This window comes from Burkholderia sp. MSh2 (assembly GCF_000731655.1).
Taxonomy (GTDB): Bacteria; Pseudomonadota; Gammaproteobacteria; order Burkholderiales; family Burkholderiaceae; genus Burkholderia; species Burkholderia paludis.
Genome location: NZ_JPGM01000099.1, coordinates 21,925 through 44,885, shown reverse-complemented (window position 1 = coordinate 44,885; position 22,961 = coordinate 21,925). Strand labels below are relative to the sequence as shown.

Below are 22,961 nucleotides of genomic sequence, written 5' to 3'. Positions count from 1 at the left end.
CGTCTTCACGTCCGGCACCTTCACGCCGGCCGCGCGCTTCGGCGGCTCGACCACCTTCAGCGTCTTCAGACGCGGCGCGACATCCACGCCGAGGTCTTCCGGCTTGACGGTTTCCAGCGGCTTCTTCTTCGCCTTCATGATGTTCGGCAGCGTCACGTAGCGCGGCTCGTTCAGGCGCAGGTCGGTCGTGATGACCGCCGGCAGCGACAGCGACAGCGTTTCCGCGCCGCCGTCGACTTCGCGTGCAACCGTTGCCTTGCCGTCAGCCACCGTCACCTTCGACGCGAACGTCGCTTGCGGGAGACCGGCCAGCGCGGCCAGCATCTGGCCCGTCTGGTTCGAATCGTCGTCGATCGCCTGCTTGCCGAGGATCACCAGTTGCGGCTGTTCCTTGTCGACCAGCGCCTTCAGGATCTTCGCGACGGCCAGCGACTCGACGCCGTCGTTCGACTCGACCAGGATCGCGCGATCCGCGCCGATCGCCAGCGCCGTGCGCAGCGTTTCCTGCGCCTGTGCCACACCGACCGATACCGCGATCACTTCGGTCGCGACGCCCGCTTCCTTCAGGCGCACCGCTTCTTCCACCGCGATTTCGTCGAACGGGTTCATCGACATCTTCACGTTCGCGAGGTCGACACCCGTGTTGTCCGTTTTCACGCGGACCTTCACGTTGTAATCGGCCACGCGCTTCACTGCCACCAGTACCTTGCCGCCCATGCATTCCCCCAATCGTCGAATCGTTCAGTCCTGCGCGACTTCCTGCGGCGCGCGTTCGCGCGGCCGCATGTCGCCGTCGAAATCGTCCAGCGTCGGGAACGCCATCGGCGCGAGCCCGTCGAGCTGCGCCAGGTACGCGTCGTACCGCTCCAGCACGGCTGCACGCTCGGCGTCGCCGATATACGGCACGTGATAGCCGACGAACGACGGCAGCACGTCGAAACCCGCATAGCCGAGCGTGCCGCGCAGCACGTGGCGCAGCATCAGGTCCATCTCGCCGTGCACGCCGTCCGCGCCGAACATGTAGTCCCGGCCGCCGCACGTATACGCAAGCAGCGCGCGCTTGCCGCGCATCCCGCCGCGATCGTAGAACCGCACGCCGCCGTACACCTTGCCCGACACGAGCACGCGATCGATCCAGCCTTTCATGATGGCCGGCACCGAGCACCAGAACAGCGGGAAGCTGAGGATCAGCAGGTCGCACTCGGCCAGCTTGTCGAGTTCCGCGGCGATGTCGGGCGCAATCGCATGCGCGGCGACGTTCTCGCGCTGCTCCAGCGCGTAGACGAGGTAGTCCGGGTTCTTGCGGACGCCGAAATCCGCCGCGCTGGCGACCGGATTCCACTGCATCGCGTACAGGTCGGACACGGTCACGGCATGCCCCTGCGCTTCGAGCGTGCTCACCGCGCGGTGCAGCATCGATGTCGTGAACGACTGCGGTTCGGGGTGGGCGTGAACGATCAGGACTTTCATGGTGCTGGTTTCTCCGCAATGCAACGTTGATGTCAGACGGCCCCGGCCGCGCGCTTGCGCAGCAGCGACAGGCCGATCGCGACGCAGGTGGCCGCCAGCAGCAGCGTGGAGACCGATGCGATCGCCGGATCGACGTTTTCGCGCATCCCGTCCCACATGCGGCGCGGCAGCGTATAGACGCCCCGGCTCGAAATGAACAGCGTGACGACCAGTTCGTCCCAGGACAGGATGAACGCGAACACGGCCGCCGACAGCACGCCGGGCCGGATCGACGGCAGGATCACGTAGCGCAGCGTCTGCGACAGGTTCGCCCCGAGGCTGCGCGACGCCTGCTCGATCCGCAGGCCGACCGTCGCCAGCGACGCCGATACCGCGACGACCACGTACGGCACCGACAGCACGACGTGCGACAGGATCACCGCCGGATAGCTGTCGAGCATTCCCAGCTCGCCCCACAGCCGGTAGAACGCGAGCGCCGACACGATCGGCGGCACGATCAGCGGAAACAGGATCACGCCGCGCACGAGCTCGCCGCGCCGCGACGCGACTTTCCACAGGCCGATCGCGCACAAGGTGCCGAGCGCGACCGAGATCGCCGACGAGACGAGCGCGATCGCGCCGCTCTGCAGGAAGCTCGACACCCAGCCGTCGTCGTCGAGCAGCACGCGGTAATGGCGCAGCGACAGCGCGCCGTCGGGCATCGACAGGTAGTCGCTCGGCGTCAGCGACACGGGCACCGATACGAGCAGCGGCAGCATCAGGAACAGGATCGCGGCCCATGCGACGCCGATCACCAGCGCACGGCCGGCCGTCAGTCTGGATTTCATCTTCGGTTCCTCCGGTCGGATTCAGCGCGCGCCGAACAGCTCGCGCAGGTCGACGAAACGCGCGAGCAATGCGAGCGCGGCCAGGATCGACGCCAGCAGCAGCGATGCGAGCGCCGCGCCGCCGCCCCAGTTCACGAGCTGCAGGATCTGCGTGCTGATGTACTCGGCGATCATCACGGTGCGGCCGCCGCCGAGAATCACCGGCGTCACGTAGAAGCCGAGCGAGAAGATGAACACCAGGATCGCCGCGCCGACGATGCCCGGCCGCGTCTGCGGGAAATACACCTTGCGGAACGTGACGAACGCGCCCGCGCCGAGCCCCTGCGACGCGCGCACGAGCTGCGGATCGATGCCCTTCATGTTCGCGTACAGCGGCAGCACCGCGTACGGGATCATGAAGTGGATCATCCCGATCACGACGCCGGTCTCGTTGCGCATCAGCGGCAGCGGCGCGTCGATCAGCCCGATGCGCATCAGCAGCGTGTTGACGAGCCCCTGCTCGCCGAGCAGGAACAGCCACGAGAACGCGCGCACCAGCACCGACGCCCAGAACGGCACGAGCAGCCCGAACATCAGCGCCGTGCGCTGGCGCGGCCCGACGTGCGCCATCGCATACGCGATCGCGTAGCCGAGCGCGACGGCGCACACCGTCGTGACCGCGCACACCCGCAGCGTGGTCCACAGCACGCGGTGCACGCCGCGGTTGTCCAGCAGCCGCGCGTAGTTGTGCAGGCCGGGCTCCGGCACCGCGAAGCCGAGCCACAGCACGCGTACGAGCGGGTACACGTACAGCACGATCAGCACCGCCAGCAGCGGCACGACCAGCAGCCAGTAGCGGTCGGCCTTCGCTCGCCCGAGCGGGGCCGCGACAGGGGAAGACAGGGTATTCATGGGATCACGCTCGCGAGAAGGCGGCTCAGGACGACATCAGGTCGGTGTACTGCGCGAGCGTCGCCTCGTAATGCTGCGCCCACCACTCGGGATTCACCTTGCACTGCTTCGCCCAGTTCTCCGGCGTGCCGGGATTGTCCGCCCGCAGCGCCGCCGGCACGGCGGCCGTCGCGGCCGGCGTCACCGGCCCGTTGCCGAGCAGCGACAGCAGGCGCACCTGCGGCTCGATGCCCTGCGCGAACCTGATGAACTGCCACACCGCGTCGCCCGACGGATTGTTCTTCGGCACGCCCCACACGTCGCACGACGCGAGCCCCTGCTCCCACGTATAGCGGAACCGCCCGTTGCTCTCGCGCTGCAGCACGTTCGCGCGCGTATGCCAGATGCACGCCATCCCGACTTCGCCGTTGCGCAGCAGTTGCAGGCTGTCCGCGCCCGAATCCCACAGCAGCACGTTCGAACGCAGCTCCTTCAGCTTCTTCAGCGCGCGCGGCACGTCGATCGGATAGACCTTGTCCTTGTCGACGCCGTCGGCCATCAGCGCGGCCTCGAGCGCGCCGCCCATCCACTTCCACAATCCGCGCTTGCCCGGAAACTTGCCGACGTTCCAGAAATCGGCCCAGTTCCTCGGCGGATTCGCGCCGTACCTGCGCGCGTCATAGACGAGCACATAGCTCAGCAGGTAGGACGGCACGCCGAAATCCGACGCGAGACCCGGCAGCGCGTTGCGGCCGACGACCGAATAATCGATCGGCCGCAGGAAGCCCTGCTTGCCGAGCTTGATCGCCGCGAAGCCGTCGAGATCCATCACGTCCCAGATCACGTTCCGGTTCTCGACCATCGCCTTGATCTTGCCGTCCTCCGGCGACGAGTCGTAGCCCATCGGGATCCCGCTCGCCTTCGTGAACGGGTCCATGTAGGCTGAGCGGAACGCGGCGCGCGCCTCCCCGCCCCACGCGCTGAGCACGATTTCCTTCGGGTTCGCGGCCAGCGCGTCCCTCGCGCCGGCCGACAGCAGCGTCGGCGCGAGGCCCGCGGCCGCGCACAGCCGCAGGAAATCGCGGCGGCGCTGCGAGGTCGCCGGTTGAAGTTCGCAGGCCTGGTCGAGCAGGTCCTGCAGATGGCGGTTCGTCATGGTGTCTCCTCCTGGCTGGGCAGCGCCCGCACGCATCTCGTCGTTTCCGGGCGCCGGTGAGGCGTTTCGCGACGGCGGCACGTGCCGCGCCGCACGTGGTACGTCAGTCGCGCGCGATCCGGCAGGTCGCGTCGCGCTCCCATTGCACGAACACGTCCATGCCGGTGCGCGGCGACGCGAGCCCGCGCCATGCGGGCACGTCGGCCGTCATGCAGCCGAGCGCCGCCGTCTCGATCTCGAAGCGGTACGACGAACCGAAATAGCTCCAGTGGCGAATCCGGCCGGCCACCTCGTTGTGCGCGCCGCCGCACGATGCCGCCGACACGGCGACCTTCTCCGGCCGCAGCGCGAACAGCAGCGTGTCGTCCGGCCGCGCGCCGCAGGCGGGCGCGACGAAACGCGCGTCGCCGACGCGGTAGTGCGTCGCCGCGCCGTCACCGCCGAGCGCGACCCCCTCGATGAAATTGCTCTTGCCGAGGAAATCGGCGACGAAGCGGTTGGCCGGCTGCTCGTACAACCCGTCCGGCGTGCCGATCTGTTCGAGCCGGCCGTCGCGCATGATCGCGATGCGGTCCGACATCGACAGCGCTTCCTCCTGATCGTGCGTGACGAACAGGAACGTCGCGCCGAGCCGTTCGTGCAGCGCCTTCAGCTCGACCTGCACCTCGCCGCGCAGCTTGCGGTCGAGCGCGCCGAGCGGTTCGTCGAGCAGTACGAGATCGGGATCGAACACCAGTGCGCGCGCGATCGCGACGCGCTGCTGCTGTCCGCCGGACAGCTGGCGCGGCAGGCGATCCGCGAGATGGCCGAGCCGCACGAGATCGAGCGCGGCCTTCACCCGCCTCACCGCGTCGGGCCCCTTCTGCTTGCGCACCATCAGCGGGTACGCGACGTTCTGCTCGACCGTCATGTGCGGAAACAGCGCATAGCCCTGGAACACCATCCCGAAGTTGCGCTTCTCGGGCGGCAACGCGACGATGCTGCGGCCGCCGACGCGCAGGTCGCCGGTGCTCGGATGCTCGAAACCCGCGACGATCGTCAGCAGCGTCGTCTTGCCGGAACCCGACGGCCCGAGGATCGTCAGGAATTCGCCGCGCGGAATGTCGATCGTCGTTTCCCGCAGCGCCTGCACGCTCCCGTAGCGCTTCGACACGCGGTCGATCTGCAGGCCCGCGCCGCTCGCCGCGTTCCCCGCCGGCTCCGCGCGCACCGCGTGCGCACCGGGCCGCCCCGCTCCCACACCTGCCGACGTCTCCATCACCGCGCTCATCGCGTGTCTCCTGGTCGACTCACAATTGGGTTGAACGTTCATTTAACAGAACTTATACTATGCCGAAATACGGTTCGCAAGTAGCGGCGACCCTTGCCGGCTCTGACACCACGCCACACCCAACACCCAGGAGACAGTGATCAGCATGCGCATCGAGGACATCCGAATCGAACGGCACGACGGCATCGTGACCCTTCGCCTGAACCGCCCGGCGAAACGCAATTCGCTCGCGCGGCCGCATCTCGACTTTCTTCGCGAGACGCTCGACGCGCTCGCGAACGATCCGGCCGTGCGCTGCCTCGTGCTGACCGGCACCGGCAGCGCGTTCTGCGCGGGCGCGGACGTCGACGAATGGGCCGAGGCCGAGCGCAACGGCGAACTCGACACCTACGGGTGGACCGAGCGCGCGCACCGGTTCGTGCAGTCGCTGGCCGCGTTCCCGCGCCCCACCGTCGCGGCGCTGAACGGCTCGACCGTCGGCGCGGGCACCGACATCGGCTTCGCGTGCGACTTCCGCATCGCGAGCACGGCCGCGACGCTGCGCTGCGGGTATACGGGCATGGGCTACAGCCCCGACATGGGCGGAAGCTGGTTCCTGCCGCGCATCGCGCGCCCCGACGTCGCGCGCCGCTTCATCTTCCTGAACGAACGCTGGAGCGCGCAGGACGCGCACGCGGCCGGGCTCGTCTCCGAAGTCGTCGATGCCGACGCGTTCGCGCAGCACGTCGCGGCCTTCGCCGCGCGTCTCGCGCAAGGGCCGAGCGTCGCGTTCGGGCATACCAAGGCGCTGCTCGCGCAGTCGCTCACGCATACCCTCGCCGAGCAATTGCGCGGCGAGCTGGCAGCCGGCGTCGCTTGCGGTCACAGCGAGGACGGCCGGGAAGCGCTTCGCGCGTCGGTCGAGGGGCGCGCGCCCATTTTTGTCGGGAGATGATTGATGGATTTTTCGCTGACCCATGAGCAGGACATGCTGGTGACGTCGCTGCGTCAGTTCGTCGAGAAGGAACTGCAGCCGCATGAATTCGCGGTCGATCGCGCGGACGACGTGCCGCCCGAGCTCGCCGCCGCGATCCGGCGCAAGGCGCTCGAGCTCGGCTTCTACGCATTCAACATGCCCGAAAGCGCCGGCGGCCCCGGCCTCGACTACCTGACGCAGGCGCTCGTCGAGCGCGAGCTCGGCCGCACGAGCTGGGCGCTGCACGTGTTCGTCGCACGGCCGAGCAAGATCCTGATGGCGTGCAAGGACGACCAGATCGAGCGCTACCTGAAGCCGACCGTCCGGGGCGAACGCGTGGACTGCTTCGCGCTGACCGAACCGGGCGCCGGCTCGGATGCGATGGGCATCCGCACGCGCGCGGTGCGCGACGGCGACGACTACGTGATCAACGGCAGCAAGCATTTCATCAGCCATGCGGATACGGCCGACTTCGTGATCCTGTTCGCCGTCACCGGCGAGGAGGAAGTGCGCGGCCAGAAACGCAAGCGCGTCACCTGCTTCCTGATCGACAAGGACACGCCCGGCATGACCGTGCGGCGCGGCCCGCACTGCACGAGCCTGCGCGGCTACCACCAGTCGGAGATCTTCCTGACCGACTGCCGCGTCAGCACCGCGCAGATCCTCGGCGAGGAGCATCGCGGCTTCGAACTCGCGAACGACTGGCTGACCGCCGGCCGCGTGATGGTCGCGGCGAACAACATCGGGCGCGCGCAGCGTGCGTTCGAGATGGCCGCCGAATGGGCCGCCACGCGCCACCAGTTCGGCAAGCGCATCGGCGAATTCCAGGGCACGTCGTTCAAGCTCGCCGACATGCAGACCGAGATCCGCGCGGCGGAACTCGTCACGCTCTACACCGCGCAGAAGCTCGACCGCGGCACGATGACCGACGGCGACGCCGCGCTCGCGAAGCTGCTGGCGACCGAGACGCTCGGCCGCGTGACCGATCACGCGGTGCAGATCTACGGCGGCATGGGGCTGATGGACGAACTGCCGATCGAGCGCTTCTGGCGCGACGCGCGCATCGAGCGCATCTGGGAAGGCACGTCCGAGATCCAGCGGCACATCCTGTCCAAGGAAATCCTCCGACGCTACAGCTGACGCGAACCGCCGCGCCGGCCCGTCCGGCGCGACTTCCGAAAGGACCTTTCATGACCTTATCTCCCGCTGTCAGGGATCGCCGCGCGACCGCCGCGGCCAACCTGCGCCGGCTGCTCGAGCCGGCCAGCATCGCGTTCGTCGGCGGGCGCGGCATCGCGGGCGCCGTGCAGCGCTGCCGCGACTACGGCTATGCCGGCGAGATCCGGCTCGTCAACCCGAACCACGCCGACATCGACGGCGTGCGATGCCATGCGAGCGTCGCCGACCTGCCCGCCGCGCCCGATGCGGTGTTCGTCGCGGTGCCGGCGCGGCAGGCGATCGACGTCGTGCGCGCGCTCGCCGAACGCGGCGCGGGCGGCGCAATCGTCTATGCGTCCGGCTTCTCCGAGACCGGCGCCGACGGCGCCGCGCTGCAGCAGGCGCTCGTCGACGCGGCCGGCGACATGGCCGTGCTCGGGCCGAACTGCTACGGGCTGATCAACGGCCTGAACGGCAGCGCGCTGTGGCCCGTCGCGCACGGCGCGCCGCGCGTCGAATCGGGCGTCGCCGTGATCACCCAAAGCGGCAACCTCGCGTACAACCTGTCGATGAGCACGCGCTCGGTGCCGTTCGCGTACCTGGCGAGCGTCGGCAACCAGGCGTGCGTCGACATCGCGCGCCTCGTCGACGCGTTCGTCGACGATCCGCGGATCCGCGCGATCGGCGTGCATCTCGAAGGGCTGAAGGACGTGCACGCATTCAGCGAGGCCGCCACGCGCGCGCTCGCGCGCGGCGTGCCGATCGTCGCGCTGAAGAGCGGGACGTCGACGCTCGGCGCGCAGCTCGCGATGAGCCACACGAGTTCGCTCGCGGGCTCCGATGCGCTGTACGACGCGCTGTTCCGGCGCCTCGGCGTGATCCGCGTGAAGGACCCGGTCGGCCTCGTCGAGACGCTCAAGCTGCTCGCGATCGCCGGCGTGCCCGAGCGCCGCACGCTGGCCGCGCTCGCGACGTCGGGCGGCGATGCCGGCCTCGTCGCCGATCTCGGCGAAGCGCGCGGCATCGCGTTTCCGCCGGTCGGCGACGCGGGCCGCGATGCGCTCGGCAAGGTCCTGCCCGCCTATGCGACGATCGCGAACCCGCTCGACTTCACGACGACGCCGTGGGGCGACCCCGACAAAATGCGCGCGTGCTGCGACGCGCTGCTGGCCGATCGCCCGGGCGCGGCCGTGATGATCCTCGACTATCCGCAGGAAGCCACCGGCGAGCGGCCGTTGTGCGACATCGCGGCCGGCGCGTTCGCGGCCTCCGCCCGCCGGCACGGCGTGGCCGGCGCGGTCATCTCGGTGTTTCCGGACCTGACGCCGCCGGACCACGCGGCGCGCATGGCCGAGGCCGGCATCGCCCCGCTGCAGGGGCTCGCCGACGGGATCGACGCGCTCGGCGCGGCCATGACCTACGGCGACACGCGCCGCCGCCTTCTCGCCGCCGATGCGCTGAACGCGCTGCCCGTGCTGCGGGCCGGCAGCGGCGACGGCGCGCGGCTGCACGACGAATGGGCAAGCAAGCGGATGCTGGTCGCGCACGGGCTCGACGTGCCGCCGGCCGAATGCGTCGCTCCCGCCGACGCGCCGGCCGCCGCGCAGCGGCTCGGCTTCCCCGTGTGCGTGAAGGTGGTCAGCGATCGCCTGCCGCACAAGACCGAGGCCGGCGCGGTCGTGCTGAAGCTCGCGTCGGCCGCGGCCGTCGCCGACGCGGTCGCCCGGATGACCGAACAGGTCGCGCATCATGCGCCAGACGTGCGCGTCGAGCGGATCCTCGTCGAGAAGATGGCCGACGCGCCGCTGCTCGAACTGATCGTCGGCGTCAAGCGCGAGCCGGACTTCGGCCTCGCGCTCGTGCTCGGCGCGGGCGGCGTGCTGGTCGAACTGATCCGCGACACCGCGACGCTGCTGCTGCCGGTGCGCGAAAGCGACGTGCGCGACGCGCTGCTCGGGCTGAAGCTCGGGCCGCTGCTGACCGGCTATCGCGGGCGGCCGAAGGCCGATCTCGACGCCGTGGTCGCGAACGTGATGGCGATCGCGCGCTTCGCGCAGGCGCACGCGGAGACGCTCGTCGAGCTCGACGTCAATCCGCTGCTGGCGATGGAACACGGCGCGGTCGCAGTCGACGCGCTGGTGAGGCTCGATACCTGAAGCGGCCCGCAGGCAGCGCGCCGGCCCGCTCGCGCAATGCGTGAGCGGGCCGGACGCCGCCGCGCGGCGCGCGACTCAGAGCACCTTGCCCGGATTGAGCAGACCGAGCGGATCGAACGCGTGCTTGAGCCGGCGCATCGCGGCCAGCTCGGCGTCGCTGCGCGAGCAGCCGAGCCAGTCGCGCTTGTGGCGCCCGATGCCGTGCTCGGCCGATACGGACCCGCCCGCGTCGCGCACCAGCGGATACAGCACCGCGTCGACGTCGTGCGCACCCTCGCCCGCCGCGTACGGCGCCGATACGCAGACATGCAGGTTGCTGTCGCCGAGATGCCCGAAGAAGAACACGTGCGCGCCGGGCCAGCGCGCCGTCAACGCACGCTCGCACGCGTCGATGAACGCCGCCGTCTCGCGCGGCGCAATCCCCACGTCGAAATTCACCAGGCCGGGCAGCGCGTCGATCGCAAGCCCTTCGCGCAAGGTCCAGAACGCCTGTGCATCCGCGGCGCTCTGCGCGAGCGCCGCGTCGTCGATCAGCCCGCGTTCGAGCCAGCCGGCCAGCACCGCTTCGAATCGCCCGGCGGTCCGCGCCGCGTCGCCGCCGGCGCCGGCGCATTCGATCAGCACCTTGACGCCGCCGTCCGCCGGCAACGGCGCACGCACGCCCGGCGTGTGTCGCGCGACATGATCGTAGAACGCCGGCCACATCGTCTCGAAACTCAGCAAGTCCGCACATGACGCCCGCGCGTCACGCAGCAGCGCGAGCGCGGCGGCCGTGTCGCGCACCGCGCACAGGGCGGTCGACGGCATCGCGAGCTTCGGGTGCAGCCGCAGCACGACACGCGTGACGATGCCGAGCGTGCCCTCGCTGCCGACGAAGATCTGCCGCAGGTCGTATCCGGCGTTGTTTTTCAGCAGCTTGTTCAGCGACCCCAGCACGGCGCCGTCGGCCAGCACCACTTCGAGGCCGAGCACCTGTTCGCGCGTCGTGCCGTAGCGAATCACACGGTTGCCGCCCGCGTTGGTCGCGACATTACCGCCGATCTGGCACGAGCCGCGCGCGCCGAGATCGATGCCGAGCGCGAACCCCGCCTCGTCCACCGCCTGTTGCAGCGCCTGCAGCGTGGTGCCGGCCCACGCCGTGACGGTCGCCGCCTCCGCATCGATCTCGACGACGCCCGTCAGCCGCTCGAGCGACAGCGCGACGTCGCCCGCGGCCGGCGCCGCGCCGGCCGCGAGCCCCGTCATCCCGCCCTGCGGCACGACCGTCTGCCGGTAAGCGGTGCAGATCGCGAGCGCGCGGCTGACGTCGTCGACGCCGCGCGGCCGCAGCAGCGCACGGGGCCGCGGGCCCGGCGTTTCGCCGTAGCTGGTGAAATGGCGCGCGCCGATCGCGTCGCCGGTGCTCACGCAATCGTCGCCGAGCGCATCGCGCAGCGCGGCGACGACATCGCCGCTGGACAGAAAATCGGACATGGTCGGTGCGGCCGGCCGTTCCCGGCTTCGGATGAAAGGCGGTTCAGAAGTTGTGCCGCATGCCGACGCGCGCGGCGGCCTGCGTGCGGCTCGTCGACGGCGTGAAGCTGTAGCCGATCACCGCGTCGACGCCGTTCGATGCGCGCATCCAGTCGACCGCCGCGTACACGTCGGTGCGCTTCGACAGCGCATAGTGCGTGCCGAGCGCGACCTCATGCCAGTGATGGCCCTCGAAGGTCGTGTACTGGTAGCCCGCGACGAGCGACAGCGGCGCGGTCGCCTGGTACACGCCGCCCGCCTCGTACACGCGCATCGTCGACGATTGCCCGTAGCCCTTGAACGTCGTGTTGCTGAAGTCGGCGCTGAGCGTCAGCTTGCCGAATACGTACGACGCGCCGATCCCGAAGATCGACTGCGAATCGACCGCGAACGGCGTCGAGCCGTGCAGGTCGGTCACGGCGCCCGTCGCCGGATCGACTGTCGCGACCGTCTGCCCGAGCATCGTCGTCACGCCGATCTGCGCATACGGATCGAGCGCCGCGAGCCCGCGCGGCGAATTGAGCCGCGTATAGTTGCCGCCCGTCGAGAAATCGCCGTGCGTGTAGGTCGCGCCGACGCTCCACGCGCTGCCGTCGTGGAAGCTGCCCGCATCGTTGCTGAACGAATACATGCCGCCGACCACCAGCCCGTGGAAGCTGTTGCTCACGAACTTCACCGCGTTCTGCAGGCGATCGCCGCTCTGCCGGTCGAAGTCGCCCAGGTGCACGCCATAGCCGCTGCCGAACGCGCTGACGTTGAACGCCGCCGTGAAGTCGAACGCGAAGTCGTACTGGTTGCCGAACGTCAGCGTGCCCCAGTCGTTGCCGAGCCCCACGTAGGCCTGGCGCCCGAACATCGCACCGCCCTGGTTCAGCTTGCCCGTGCCGAGCCGGAAACCGTTCTCGAGCTTGAACACCGCCTTGTTGCCGCCGCCGAGATCCTCGGTGCCCATCAGGCCGACGCGGTTGCCGTACGACACGCCGTCGTCGAACAGGTACGCGTGCGCGCCGCCCGTGTTGTTCACATAGGTGATGCCGCCGTCGATGATCCCGTACAGCGAGACGCTGCTTTGCGCATGCGCGTGGCCGTGGGCCATCACCGACATCACCCCGGCCAGCAGGAAGCGTTTCTTCATTTCCGGTGTCTCCAGTTTCCGCGCGACGCGGATCGATTTTCGTTGTTCGTGACGGGCCGCCCGCTCCACTTCGGCATCGCGGCGCTGGCGAGTATAGGTTTTGCTGAATGAATGTTCAATCCGTAAACACCGCGCCCGGCACCGGTGTTTACACGCATCGGCCACTTCTTTATTGAAAAAACGTTCAACCCGTCATAACATCGGCCGGCAGCCCCGCGGACGACGTGCGGGCCCGTTCCGAACTTCGGAGTTCACCGGATGACGACCCATCTCCCCCCTGCCGCCGAGCCGCGCCTGCGCTCGGCCTACGAAGGACAGAAGTCCCGCCCGTACGACCCGGGCGCGCCGATCGCGACGCCGCTCGAACTGCACCGCTGCACCGTGCGGCCCGAATGGGTCGACTACAACGGCCACATGAGCGAATCGTGCTACCTGCTCGTCTTCGGCGACAGCAGCGACGCGTTCTTCCGCTACTTCGGCATCGACGACGACTATCGCGAAGCCGGCTGCTCGATCTATTCGGCGGAGACGCATATCCGCCATCTGGGCGAAGCGATGCTCGGCGATCCGCTCAGGCTGACGCTGCGGCTGCTCGACGTCGACGACCGGCGCCTGCACGTCTTCCATTCGATGCATCACGCGACAAGCGGCGCGCCGCTCGCGACCGGCGAGCAACTGCTGACCCACGTCGACATGCGCGCGAAGCGCTCGGCGCCGTTTCCCGCGGCGATCCGCATGCATCTCGACGCGATTCACGCCGAACACGCGCGCGCCCCGCGCGAACCGCACGCGGGCCGCGCGATCGCGATCCGCCGCCCCGCCCCCGCCGCACGCTGAACCACGATGGAGCCCTTCATGCAGACGAACGACCGCTGGCGCACGCGCGCCGACCAACTCGACATCGAATCGCGCGCCTTCGTGGACGGCGCGTTTCGCGACGCGCGCGACGGCGCGACCTTCCCGTGCACGAGCCCGATCGACGGCCGCGTGCTCGCGCAGGTCGCGCACTGCCGCGAGGCCGATGCCGACCTCGCGGTCGCGGCCGCGCGGCGTGCATTCGAGCACGGCGCATGGCGCGGCGCCACGCCGCGCGAACGCAAGCGCGTGCTGCTGCGCTGGGCCGCGCTGATCCGCGAGCAGGCGGACGATCTCGCGCTGCTCGAAACGCTCGATACCGGCAAGCCGATCGCCGATACGACCGCGGTCGACATTCCGTCCACCGCGTATTGCGCCGAGTGGTTCGCCGAAGCGATCGACAAGACCGGCGGTGAAGTCGTGCCGGCCGACGCGCATCTCGTCGGGCTCGTCACGCGCGAGCCGGTCGGCGTGGTCGCGGCGGTCGTGCCGTGGAACTTCCCCGCGATGATTGCGATGTGGAAATGCGCGCCGGCGCTCGCGGCCGGCAACAGCGTCGTGCTGAAGCCGTCGGAGAAATCGCCGCTGAGCGCGTTGCGGCTCGCCGCGCTCGCGGCGCAGGCCGGGCTGCCGGCCGGCGTGCTCAACGTGCTGCCGGGCTTCGGCGACGCCGGCGAGGCGCTCGCGCGCCATCCGGCGGTGGACTGCATCGCGTTCACCGGCTCGACCGCGGTCGGCCACCGGGTCGCGCGCTGCGCGGCCGATTCGAACCTGAAACGCGTGTGGCTCGAACTCGGCGGCAAGTCGCCGCAGATCGTGCTGCCCGACTGCCCCGATCTCGACCGCGCGGCACGGACCGTCGCGCATGCGGTGTTCTACAACACCGGGCAGATGTGCACGGCCGGCTCTCGCCTGCTCGTGCACCGCGGGATTCGCGACGCGCTGCTCGAGCGCGTGCTCGCGATCGCCCCCGACTACGCGCCGGGCGATCCGCTGTCGCCCGACACGCGGATGGGCGCGCTGATCGACGCCGCGCAGGTCGAGCGCGTGCTCGGCTACGTCGACGCCGGCCGCGACGAGGCGACGCTGCTGGCCGGCGGCAAGCGGGCGCGCGCCGCCAGCGGCGGCCAGTACGTCGAGCCGACCGTGTTCGACTGCCCGCGCGCCGATGCAAGGATCGTACGTGAGGAAATCTTCGGGCCCGTGCTGGCGGTCACGGCGTTCGACGATCTCGAGACGGCCATCGCGCTCGCGAACGACACGCGCTACGGGCTCGCGGCATCGGTATGGACCGCCAGCCTGACGACCGCGCACGAAACCGCGCGCCGGTTGCGGGCCGGTACGGTATGGGTGAACGGCTACGAGGAAACCGACGACATGAACTTCCCGTTCGGCGGCTTCAAGGAGTCGGGCAACGGGCGCGACAACTCGCTGCACGCGCTGGAGAAATACACGGAACTGAAGTCGACGATCATCCGGCTGCGGTAAGACGAAACGGGGGCGTCGGCCCCTGCCCGTTTCGCGGTGCGGGCGGCGATTCATTCCTGCCGGGAAACAATCAATCGCCATCCGGCGATTCACCTTCCCGTCCGCACGCCCTAGACTGTCGCATCGCTTCCCTTTCCGGATCCAGGCCATGACCGACGTCCTGCCGCTGAACACCGATCCCGCCTCGGGCCTCCAGTACCGGCTGCGCCCGGCCGCCGGCCGCCCCGTCGCCCGCCTGTTGCTGCTGCATGGCGTCGGCGGCAACGAAACCAACCTGCTGAACGTGGCCGACGAGATCGATCCGCGTATCGAAATCGTGTTCCTGCGCGCCCCGCTCACGTTCGGGCCCGGTCAGCATGCATGGTTTCCGGTGCGTTTCGGGCCGGACGGCCCCGAAATCGACCCGGCGCGCGCGGACGCAAGCCGCCTCCGGCTGATCGCGCTGCTGCGCGCATTCCGCGCGCAATACGACGCGGGCACCGCGTTGCCGACCGTGATCGCCGGCTTCAGCCAGGGCGGCATCATGAGCGCGAGCGTCGGCCTTACCTCGCCGGGCGACGTGGCCGCCTTCGCGGTGCTGTGCGGGCGCATCCTGCCCGAAATCGATCCGCTGATCGCGCCGCGCGACGCGCTTCGCCCGCTCCATGCGCTGATCGTGCACGGCCGCCTCGACGACAAGCTGCCCGTCGCCTGGGCCGACACCGCCGACGCGAAGCTCACTGCACTCGGGGTCGCGCACGACACGCGGCTGTATGCGGCCGGCCACGTACTGACCGAGGACATGACCCGCGATTTCGCCCGCTGGGTGGCCGAGCGCACCGGATTGACCCGCGCTTGAACCGGGCGCGCCGGGAAGCCGCCCCGCGAACGGGCCGGCGCCGCCGGCGCACGACGTCACGCGTTCGGTACTGAATCGGCGCCGGCGGGCGCGGGTGCGCGCATCGCGGCGGCCCGCTCAAGCTCACGCTCACGCTCGCGGGCTGCGCCGCACTGCGCCAGTTTCCAGCCCACCACGAGCGCCAGCACGACGACCGGAATCGTCGCGACGGTCCACGTGCCGCCCGGGTAGTCGAACGCCATCAGCACCAGCACGCCGGCGAGGAACGCGAGCGTCAGCCACGACGTGAACGGCGCGCCGGGCATCCGGAACGACACGGCCTTCAGCTCGCCGCGATTCACCGCGCGGCGGAACAGGATCTGGCACATCACGATGAAGCCCCAGGTCGTGATGATCCCGAGCGACGCCATGTTCAGCACGATCTCGAACGCCTGGGCGGGCACAATGTAGTTCAGCGGCACGCCGATCGCGTTGATCGCGACCGTGATCAGGATCCCGCCGTACGGCACGCCGCGCGCGTTCATCCGCGCCACGAAGCGCGGCGCCGAGCCGCCCATCGCGAGCGAGCGCAGCACGCGCCCGGTCGAATAGAGGCCGGAATTCAGGCTCGACAGCGCGGCGGTCAGCACCACGACGTTCATCACGGTGCCGACGTACGGCACGCCGAGCTTGCCGAAGAACGTCACGAACGGGCTTTCGTGCGCGCTGTACGCGGTCCACGGCAGCAGCAGCGTCAACAGCACGACCGAGCCGACGTAGAACAGCGCGATGCGCCACATCACGCCGTTGATGGCCTTCGGCAGCACCTTGCGGGCGTCGGCGGTCTCGCCCGCCGCGACGCCGACCAGCTCGATGCTCGCGTAGGCAAACACCACGCCCTGCACGATCAGCACGGCCGGCAGGATGCCGTGCGGAAAGATCCCGCCGTGATCCGCGACCAGGTGGAGCCCCGGCGTGTGGCCCGCGACCGGATGGCCGCTCGCGAGGAACACGGCGCCGACCGCGAGGAACACCGCGAGCGTGCCGACCTTGACGAGCGAAAACCAGAACTCCATTTCGCCGAACACCTTCACGCCGATCATGTTCATCACCGACACGATCCCGAGCGCACCGAGCGCGAACACCCATTGCGGCACATCCGTGAACACCGCCCAGTACTTCATGTAGATCGCGACCGCGGTGATGTCGACGATGCCGGTCGTCGCCCAGTTCAGGTAGTACATCCAGCCCGCGACGAACGACGCGCGCTCGCCCATGAACTCCCGTGCGTACGACACGAAGCTGCCGCTGGTCGGCCGGTGCATCACCAGCTCGCCGAGCGCGCGCATGATCAGGAACGCGAACACGCCGCACACCAGATACACGAGCGCGAGCGCGGGGCCCGCGCCCTGCAGGCGCCCGCCCGCGCCGAGAAAGAGGCCGGTGCCGATCGCCCCGCCCATCGCGATCATCTGCACATGCCGCGGCTTCAGCTGCTTCGCATAGCCGGCTTCGTGCGACGCGAACAGCGCGTCCGGGTCGGCGTGACGGGATGGCGCGCCGGCGGCCGCATCGGCCTGTCGCTCGCTGGGGTGTTTCATCGTGAGTCTCCGTAGTTTCTTGATGTATCGCCCCCGCATGGGGGCGGGCCTCGAACCGGCCGTGCGCGGGCGCCCGAGGGTAGCGCCCGAGGGTAGCGTCCGTGCGGGAGCCGCGGCCGGCACGCGCACCGGCCCGCGAGCGGCGCGACGCTTCGGCCCCGAGCAGCGCCGCATTCGTCCGCGCACGATGCATGGCTACCCGCGCCAGACCTCGCGCGCATGATTCGGGTACCTAAACATGCTGTTTCGACGCGCAGCCGGGCGTCCACACTCGCCCTCCCGCATGCACGACGCCGCTCGCCCGCCACCGCTTCCCGGCACGACGGGTTCGCATTCTATGCCTTTGCAAAAACAAGCTCGTCTCTGTATTATCGAAAGCGGTTTTGCGTGGAATGCAACAGCGAGAATCGAATGAAGAAAAGCGCGAAAGAACCCGGCATCGATCACCTGGGCGCCATGCGCGCGTTCGTGCGCGTGGTCGAAACGGGGAGTTTTTCGGCGGTCGCGAAGGAGATGCACGTGTCGACGTCCACCGTCGCGCGCAAGGTGACGGCCATCGAGCAGGCGCTCGGCGTCGCGCTGCTGCATCGCTCGACGCACAGCGTGACGCTGACCGAGGCCGGTCACATCTACCTGGAGCGGGCGGTCACGCTGATCGCCGATCTCGACGACACGCTGCGCGTGGTCGCCGAGCTGAATGCGCAGCCGAGCGGCCCGCTGAAGCTCACCGCGCCGGTCGCATTCGGCCGCCGCCATCTCGCACCGCTGGTTGCGCCGTTTCTCGCGCGCTACCCGACGATCCAGCTCGACGTGCGCCTCACCGACAACCACAACGACCTCGTGGCCGGCGGCTTCGATCTCGACATTCACGAGGGCGAGAACTACCTGGACAACCTGGTCGTCCATCGCCTGTCGCGCAACGACAGCATCCTGTGCGCGACGCCCGGCTATCTCGAGCGCTGCGGTCGCCCGGCGACGCCGGACGACCTGCGGCATCACAACTGCCTGCGCTACGCGCACCCGGAAGGCGATCCGCGCTGGGATCTCGTGCGCGGCAACACGACCCACAGCGTGCTGCCGGCCGGCAATCTCGTCACCGACCATTCGGAGCTGCTGCTCGAAGCGACCTGCGCCGGGCTCGGCATCGCGGAGTTCGAGATCTGGCTGGTGCGCGACCTGCTCGCGAGCGGCCGGCTCGAAGCCGTGCTGCCGCGCTACCGGCTGCACAACCGGCTCACGGGCGAATCCATCTACATCGCGTATCTGGCGAACCGGCGCAGTTCGGCAAAGCTGCGCGTGCTGAAGGATTTTCTCGCGGAACACCTCGCGCATATCGGCGAGCTGTCGGAGCTGGAGCTGGCGAAGATTCGCGGCGAACGCGCGTAACGGTCGCGCCGGGGCTCGCACCGGCCGGCGCCGCCGCGCGCGGCCCGGAGCGAGCCGGCGGCGGCGCATCCGCGCGGGTCAGGCGGCCTGCAATTCGAACGGGAACGTGACGTGCCCGATCTCCACGCCCTGCGTGTTGAGCATCCTCGGCCGGTGGAAGCCGGCCAGTTGCGCGCGCTGCGCGTCGGTGCCGATCCCCAGCCGCGCGAGGAGTTCGCAGACGACCATGTACAGCACGTCGAGATTGCCGTCCTCGATCTTGACCGAGATGCCGAGCGCGCCGTCGGCGCCGAGCTGCCGCGTGCGCTCAGACGCGCGCACGCCGATCCCGTAGCACGCATCGGCGCCCAGCTTGCCGACCACCTGGCCGCCGAACGCGTTCATCAGCACCGTGCAATAGCGCCCGTCGCCGGCCACCAGCTCCGGATACGCGGTCATCGCACGATGGATGCGCGCCAGCGCGCGGACGCGATCGCCGGTCGCGCCGCCCGCTTCCACCTGGTCCGCGCCGTCGGCCAGCGACGCGTACAGCCGCGCGAGACGATCCAGCGCGAAAGCCGGCGTCGGCAGGTTGCACCCGTCGATCGCCCAGCCCACCTCGTCGTCGCGCAGCCCGCATGCATCGGCCACCACCCGCTTCACGCGCACCTGCATCGGATGGTCGGGCAGATGGTAGTCCGCCATCGCCGCGCCGATCGCCCGCGCGCCGGCCAGCATGCCGACGTGCTTGCCCGAGCAGTTGCTGCACACGCCGGTCGGCGTGTAGTCGCGCTTGATCCACGACCGGTACACCGCGTCGGACAACGGCGGATGGCCGCCGCAACGCAAATCCGATTCGTGCGCGGCGACTTTTTCGAGCATCGCGCGCGTGCGCGCGATATGCCGGTCCTCGCTGCTGTGCGACGCGCACATCAGCGCGATGTCCGCATCGTCGAAACCGAAGCGCTCCGGCGCGCCGGTCTCGATCACCGACAGCGCCTGGGCCGGCTTCGCCGCCGACCGCGCGAGCGTCATCCGGAACGGATCGCCGTACCGGGCCAGCAGCCTGCCGCGTGCGTCCACCACCGCCACATGGGCGACGTGGGTGTTCTCGATCGCATTGCCGCGGTACGTGACGACCGCTGCGCGTGGGGTGTCCATCGTGTCTTGTCTCCTTGCTCGGGGCCGGATTGCCGGGGCCTCCCTGCCGGTACGGCAGTGTATCGAGTCATCGCCGCCGCGCGCCGGCCGCGCCATGGAAATCGGTGTTGCACGCCACGCAAAGCCAGGGGTCGCGTCACGAAAGACCGACCGAACGGGGCGAATCCACCCGGTCCTTTGCCTGTTCGACATCAATTCGGGAAATTGCAGCCGCGGATAAAAATGACACGCATTTGCATCCGTGCATCTTCGATGCAAGACGGTGGACGTCCCGCTCGACGCGAAGAACCTGTTCGACAGCCGGCACTCAGCGAGCGCACCTCCGATCGACGCGACGCGAGCACCCGGCCGCTCGGCGACGCTCACGCTCGGCGTCCATCCGGAATGCGGGCGACGGCAGGAAGGTGCGATACGCCCCCTGCCTGCCGCGCTCACCACGGCAGCGAATACGTCTTCACGTTCGTGTAGCTCTTCATCGCTTCCTGCACGCCTTCCTTGTAGCCGAGCCCCGAATCCTTCACGCCGCCGAACGGCGTCAGTTCGAGCCGGTAGCCCGGCACCTCGCGCACGTTCACGCTGCCGACTTCCAGCTCGGTGATGAAGCGCGTGATGTGGTCGAAGCGGTTCGTGCAGACCGACGACGACAACGCATAGTCGGTGCTGTTCGACATCCGGATCGCTTCGTCGATGTCGCGAAAGCGCATGATCGGCGATACCGGGCCGAAGGTCTCGTACTTCACGACCGGCATGTCGGGCGTCACGCGGTCGATCACCGTCGGCGCGTACAGCGCGCCGTCGCGCACGTTGCCGGCCAGCAGCCGCGCGCCGCGCGCGATCGCGTCGTTCACCTGCTGCTCGCAGAACTTCGCGGCCGCCTCGTCGATCACCGTGCCCATGTCCACCGACGGATCGGCCGGATTGCCGTACGACCACGCGCGCGTCTTCTCGACCACGAGCGCCGTGAAGCGATCGGCCACCGCCTCGTGCACGAGCATCCGCTTGATCGCGGTGCAGCGCTGCCCCGAGTTCTTGTACGAGCCCGACACCGCGAGCGTGCTCGCTTCGTCGAGGTCGGCATCTTCCATCACGATGATCGGATCGTTGCCGCCGAGTTCGAGCACCGCTCGCCGGTAGCCCATCCGCGACGCGATCGACTTGCCGATCGAAACGCCGCCCGTGAACGTGATGAGATCGATCGCCGGGTTCGTGATCAGCTCGTCGGCGATCTCCTTCGGATCGCCGGTGACGACCTGCAGCATCTGCGGCGGCAGGCCCGCTTCGTACAGGATGTCCGCGAACAGGTAGCACGACAGCGGCACCTTCTCCGACGGCTTCACGACGATCCGGTTGTTGGTCGCCACCGACGGCACGATCTTGTGCGCGACCTGGTTCATCGGATGGTTGAACGGCGTGATCGCGGAAATCACGCCGAGCAGCGGGTCGCGCTGCGTGTACACGCAGCGCTTCTTGCCATGCGGCGTCAGGTCGCACGAGAAGATCTGCCCGTCGTCCTTCAGCACTTCGCCGGCGCCGAACGTCAGCACGTCGGCAACGCGGCCCGCTTCGTAGGTCGAATCCTTGATGCACAGGCCGGCCTCGGCCGTGATCACCGCCGCGATCTCGGCGGTGCGCGCACGCACGATGTCGGCCGCGCGGCGCAGGATCGCCGCGCGATCGTGTCGGGTGAGCGTCGGCCGGTAGGCGCGCGCAACCGCGAACGCGCGCCGCACGTCGTCCAGCGTCGCCTTCGGCACGGTGCCGACCAGCGTGCCGTCGTACGGGTTGCGCACGTCGATCACCGCGTCCCGATGAATCCGCTCGCCGTCGATTCGCAGTGCTTCGCGACGAATCTCGCGGGCGTCCGTCGATGCTGCAATGGCGTTCATGAGTGTGTCCCCTTGCGGATGCGTGCGCATCACTGCAGATGGTTGAGCGCGATGTCGATGATGTCGAAGTTGCGCAGCCGCGCGCGGCCCGCGACGTCGGTCGCGACCGGCTTGCTGAAGATCAGCGGCACGATCTGCTCGGAGATGCCGCCGTGCGAGCGCAACGGCACGTCGAGACCCGACAGGTCGTGCTTGATGCGGCGCGTGCCGAGCACGACGTCCTGCTTCGAGATCACGATCAGGTCGCCCATCCGCGCGGGCGGCAGCTCGAAACGCGCGCAGCCTTCGGCGCCCGTCAGCACGACCTCGATGCCGTCCACCGCGGCGAGGCGCGCACGCAGCGCGTCGGCATCGGCCGACGCCGGCACGTAGACGGTCGCGAACGAGCCGAGCGCGCCGTGGTGCACGACATATGGATCGGTGATCGGCAGGATCACGCGCGCGGCGTCGTGGCCGAGCCACTCGTCGAACAGCTCCTGCAGGTAGATCACGTTCGGCTCGCCGGTCTCGTCGTCGTGCTTCGCGTTCATCCCGTGGTCGGCCGTGATCGCGACGATCGCGCCGAGTTCGTCGAGGCGCTTCAGGTACGCGTCCATCATCGCGTAGAACGCGTTCGCGCCGGGCGTGCCGGGCGCGCACTTGTGCTGCACGTAGTCGGTGGTCGACAGGTACATCAGGTCGATCGGGCGCGTCTCGAGCAGGCGCACGCCGGCCGCGAACACGAACTCGGACAGGTCCGCGCTGTACACGCTCGGCACCGGCTTGCCGACCAGTTCGAGCACGTTGTCGATGCCGTTTTCCTCGAGGCTCGCCTCGTCGGCCTTTTCCGACGAGAAGCAGATGCCCTTCAGCCCCTTGCCGAGCAGGCGGCGCAGCTTGTCCTTCGCGGTGACGACCGCGACGCGCGCGCCCTGTTCGGCGAAGGTCGCGAGCACCGTGGGCGCGACCAGGTACTTCGGATCGTTCATCAGCACCTCGGCGCCGGTGTCGCGATCGTAGAAGTAGTTGCCGCTGATCCCGTGCACGGCCGGCGGCACGCCGGTCACGATCGACAGGTTGTTCGGGTTCGTGAAGCTCGGCACCACGCACTCGCCCTTGAGCGCCGTGCCGGGCTTCAGCAGCGTGCGCAGGAACGGCGCGACGCCGGCCTCGGCGGCTTCTTCCAGATATTCGTAAGCGCAGCCGTCGACGCAGACGACCACCACGGGCCGGCTCATCCAGTTGTAGCGGCGGCCGTTCACTTCCACGGATACAGGCGTTTCAGTCATGACGTTCATTC

General features: G+C 69.2%; 19 protein-coding genes. 7 read left to right on the top strand and 12 right to left on the bottom strand.

All coding sequences use genetic code 11. The features are described 5' to 3' along the window. The 6 genes from GQ57_RS36120 to GQ57_RS36095 all read right to left on the bottom strand — a co-directional run. Positions 1 to 717 (bottom strand): electron transfer flavoprotein subunit beta/FixA family protein (locus GQ57_RS36120; RefSeq protein ID WP_034200401.1); only part of this gene is annotated, 717 nt, incomplete at its 3' end. Positions 718 to 741: 24 nt separating this feature from the next. Then, positions 742 to 1,470 (bottom strand): NAD(P)H-dependent oxidoreductase, encoded by a 729-nt coding sequence (locus tag GQ57_RS36115; RefSeq protein WP_034200400.1) that lies wholly within the window; start codon positions 1,468 to 1,470, stop codon positions 742 to 744. Positions 1,471 to 1,502: 32 nt separating this feature from the next. Continuing rightward, on the bottom strand, positions 1,503 to 2,297 hold the full coding sequence (locus GQ57_RS36110; RefSeq protein ID WP_031403463.1) for an ABC transporter permease: 795 nt from the start codon (positions 2,295 to 2,297) through the stop codon (positions 1,503 to 1,505). 21 nt (positions 2,298 to 2,318) lie between these two features. Further along, complete coding sequence (locus GQ57_RS36105; protein WP_034200399.1) at positions 2,319 to 3,188, bottom strand: ABC transporter permease; 870 nt, start codon at positions 3,186 to 3,188, stop codon at positions 2,319 to 2,321. Positions 3,189 to 3,213: 25 nt separating this feature from the next. Beyond that, positions 3,214 to 4,323 carry an ABC transporter substrate-binding protein gene (locus tag GQ57_RS36100; RefSeq protein WP_034200398.1) on the bottom strand — a complete coding sequence of 370 codons (1,110 nt, stop codon included), beginning with the start codon at positions 4,321 to 4,323 and terminating at the stop codon, positions 3,214 to 3,216. 103 nt (positions 4,324 to 4,426) lie between these two features. Further along, positions 4,427 to 5,593 (bottom strand): ABC transporter ATP-binding protein, encoded by a 1,167-nt coding sequence (locus GQ57_RS36095; RefSeq protein ID WP_034200397.1) that lies wholly within the window; start codon positions 5,591 to 5,593, stop codon positions 4,427 to 4,429. Positions 5,594 to 5,738: 145 nt separating this feature from the next. Here GQ57_RS36095 and GQ57_RS36090 point away from each other — a divergent pair, with 145 nt between their 5' ends. Genes GQ57_RS36090 through GQ57_RS36080 form a run of 3 tightly spaced genes read left to right on the top strand, consistent with a single transcriptional unit; the run spans position 5,739 to position 9,862 of the window. Beyond that, positions 5,739 to 6,527: an enoyl-CoA hydratase/isomerase family protein gene (locus GQ57_RS36090; RefSeq protein ID WP_052001608.1), complete on the top strand. Its 789-nt coding sequence runs from the start codon at positions 5,739 to 5,741 to the stop codon at positions 6,525 to 6,527. 3 nt (positions 6,528 to 6,530) lie between these two features. Further along, positions 6,531 to 7,688 (top strand): acyl-CoA dehydrogenase family protein, encoded by a 1,158-nt coding sequence (locus tag GQ57_RS36085; protein WP_031403458.1) that lies wholly within the window; start codon positions 6,531 to 6,533, stop codon positions 7,686 to 7,688. A gap of 50 nt (positions 7,689 to 7,738) precedes the next feature. After that, entirely contained in the window at positions 7,739 to 9,862 is a 2,124-nt protein-coding gene (locus tag GQ57_RS36080; protein ID WP_034200396.1) for an acetate--CoA ligase family protein, read from the top strand. A 75-nt stretch (positions 9,863 to 9,937) separates the two neighbouring features. Here the strand turns inward: GQ57_RS36080 and GQ57_RS36075 are convergent, their stop codons facing one another. Both GQ57_RS36075 and GQ57_RS36070 read right to left on the bottom strand, forming a co-directional pair. After that, a complete protein-coding gene (locus GQ57_RS36075) occupies positions 9,938 to 11,335 on the bottom strand; it encodes an FAD-binding oxidoreductase (RefSeq protein WP_034200395.1) in 1,398 nt (465 codons plus the stop codon). A gap of 43 nt (positions 11,336 to 11,378) precedes the next feature. Next, a complete protein-coding gene (locus GQ57_RS36070; RefSeq protein ID WP_034200394.1) occupies positions 11,379 to 12,509 on the bottom strand; it encodes a porin in 1,131 nt (376 codons plus the stop codon). Between the two features lie 258 nt (positions 12,510 to 12,767). On the opposite strand from GQ57_RS36070, the gene GQ57_RS36065 reads away from it, so the two are divergent. The 3 genes from GQ57_RS36065 to GQ57_RS36055 all read left to right on the top strand — a co-directional run bounded on the left by GQ57_RS36065 (position 12,768) and on the right by GQ57_RS36055 (position 15,690). Then, positions 12,768 to 13,346, top strand: a complete 579-nt coding sequence (locus GQ57_RS36065) for a thioesterase family protein (protein WP_034200393.1) — start codon at positions 12,768 to 12,770, stop codon at positions 13,344 to 13,346. A gap of 18 nt (positions 13,347 to 13,364) precedes the next feature. Continuing rightward, entirely contained in the window at positions 13,365 to 14,852 is a 1,488-nt protein-coding gene (locus tag GQ57_RS36060) for an aldehyde dehydrogenase family protein (RefSeq protein WP_034200405.1), read from the top strand. 148 nt (positions 14,853 to 15,000) lie between these two features. Continuing rightward, a complete protein-coding gene (locus GQ57_RS36055) occupies positions 15,001 to 15,690 on the top strand; it encodes an alpha/beta hydrolase (protein ID WP_031403452.1) in 690 nt (229 codons plus the stop codon). 56 nt (positions 15,691 to 15,746) lie between these two features. Here GQ57_RS36055 and GQ57_RS36050 read toward each other — a convergent pair whose 3' ends face one another. Continuing rightward, positions 15,747 to 17,270 (bottom strand): amino acid permease, encoded by a 1,524-nt coding sequence (locus tag GQ57_RS36050; RefSeq protein WP_034200392.1) that lies wholly within the window; start codon positions 17,268 to 17,270, stop codon positions 15,747 to 15,749. Between the two features lie 411 nt (positions 17,271 to 17,681). Between GQ57_RS36050 and GQ57_RS36045 the strand changes: the two genes are divergently transcribed. Next, complete coding sequence (locus GQ57_RS36045) at positions 17,682 to 18,656, top strand: LysR family transcriptional regulator (protein WP_034200404.1); 975 nt, start codon at positions 17,682 to 17,684, stop codon at positions 18,654 to 18,656. 78 nt (positions 18,657 to 18,734) lie between these two features. On the opposite strand, the gene GQ57_RS36040 is transcribed toward GQ57_RS36045, so the two are convergent. The 3 genes from GQ57_RS36040 to phnA form a co-directional block, all read right to left on the bottom strand. Then, a complete protein-coding gene (locus GQ57_RS36040) occupies positions 18,735 to 19,796 on the bottom strand; it encodes an asparaginase (RefSeq protein WP_034200391.1) in 1,062 nt (353 codons plus the stop codon). A 431-nt stretch (positions 19,797 to 20,227) separates the two neighbouring features. After that, a complete protein-coding gene (phnY, locus tag GQ57_RS36035) occupies positions 20,228 to 21,682 on the bottom strand; it encodes a phosphonoacetaldehyde dehydrogenase (protein WP_034200403.1) in 1,455 nt (484 codons plus the stop codon). Positions 21,683 to 21,711: 29 nt separating this feature from the next. Continuing rightward, positions 21,712 to 22,950 carry a phosphonoacetate hydrolase gene (gene phnA, locus GQ57_RS36030; protein WP_031401482.1) on the bottom strand — a complete coding sequence of 413 codons (1,239 nt, stop codon included), beginning with the start codon at positions 22,948 to 22,950 and terminating at the stop codon, positions 21,712 to 21,714. Positions 22,951 to 22,961: the final 11 nt, after the last annotated feature.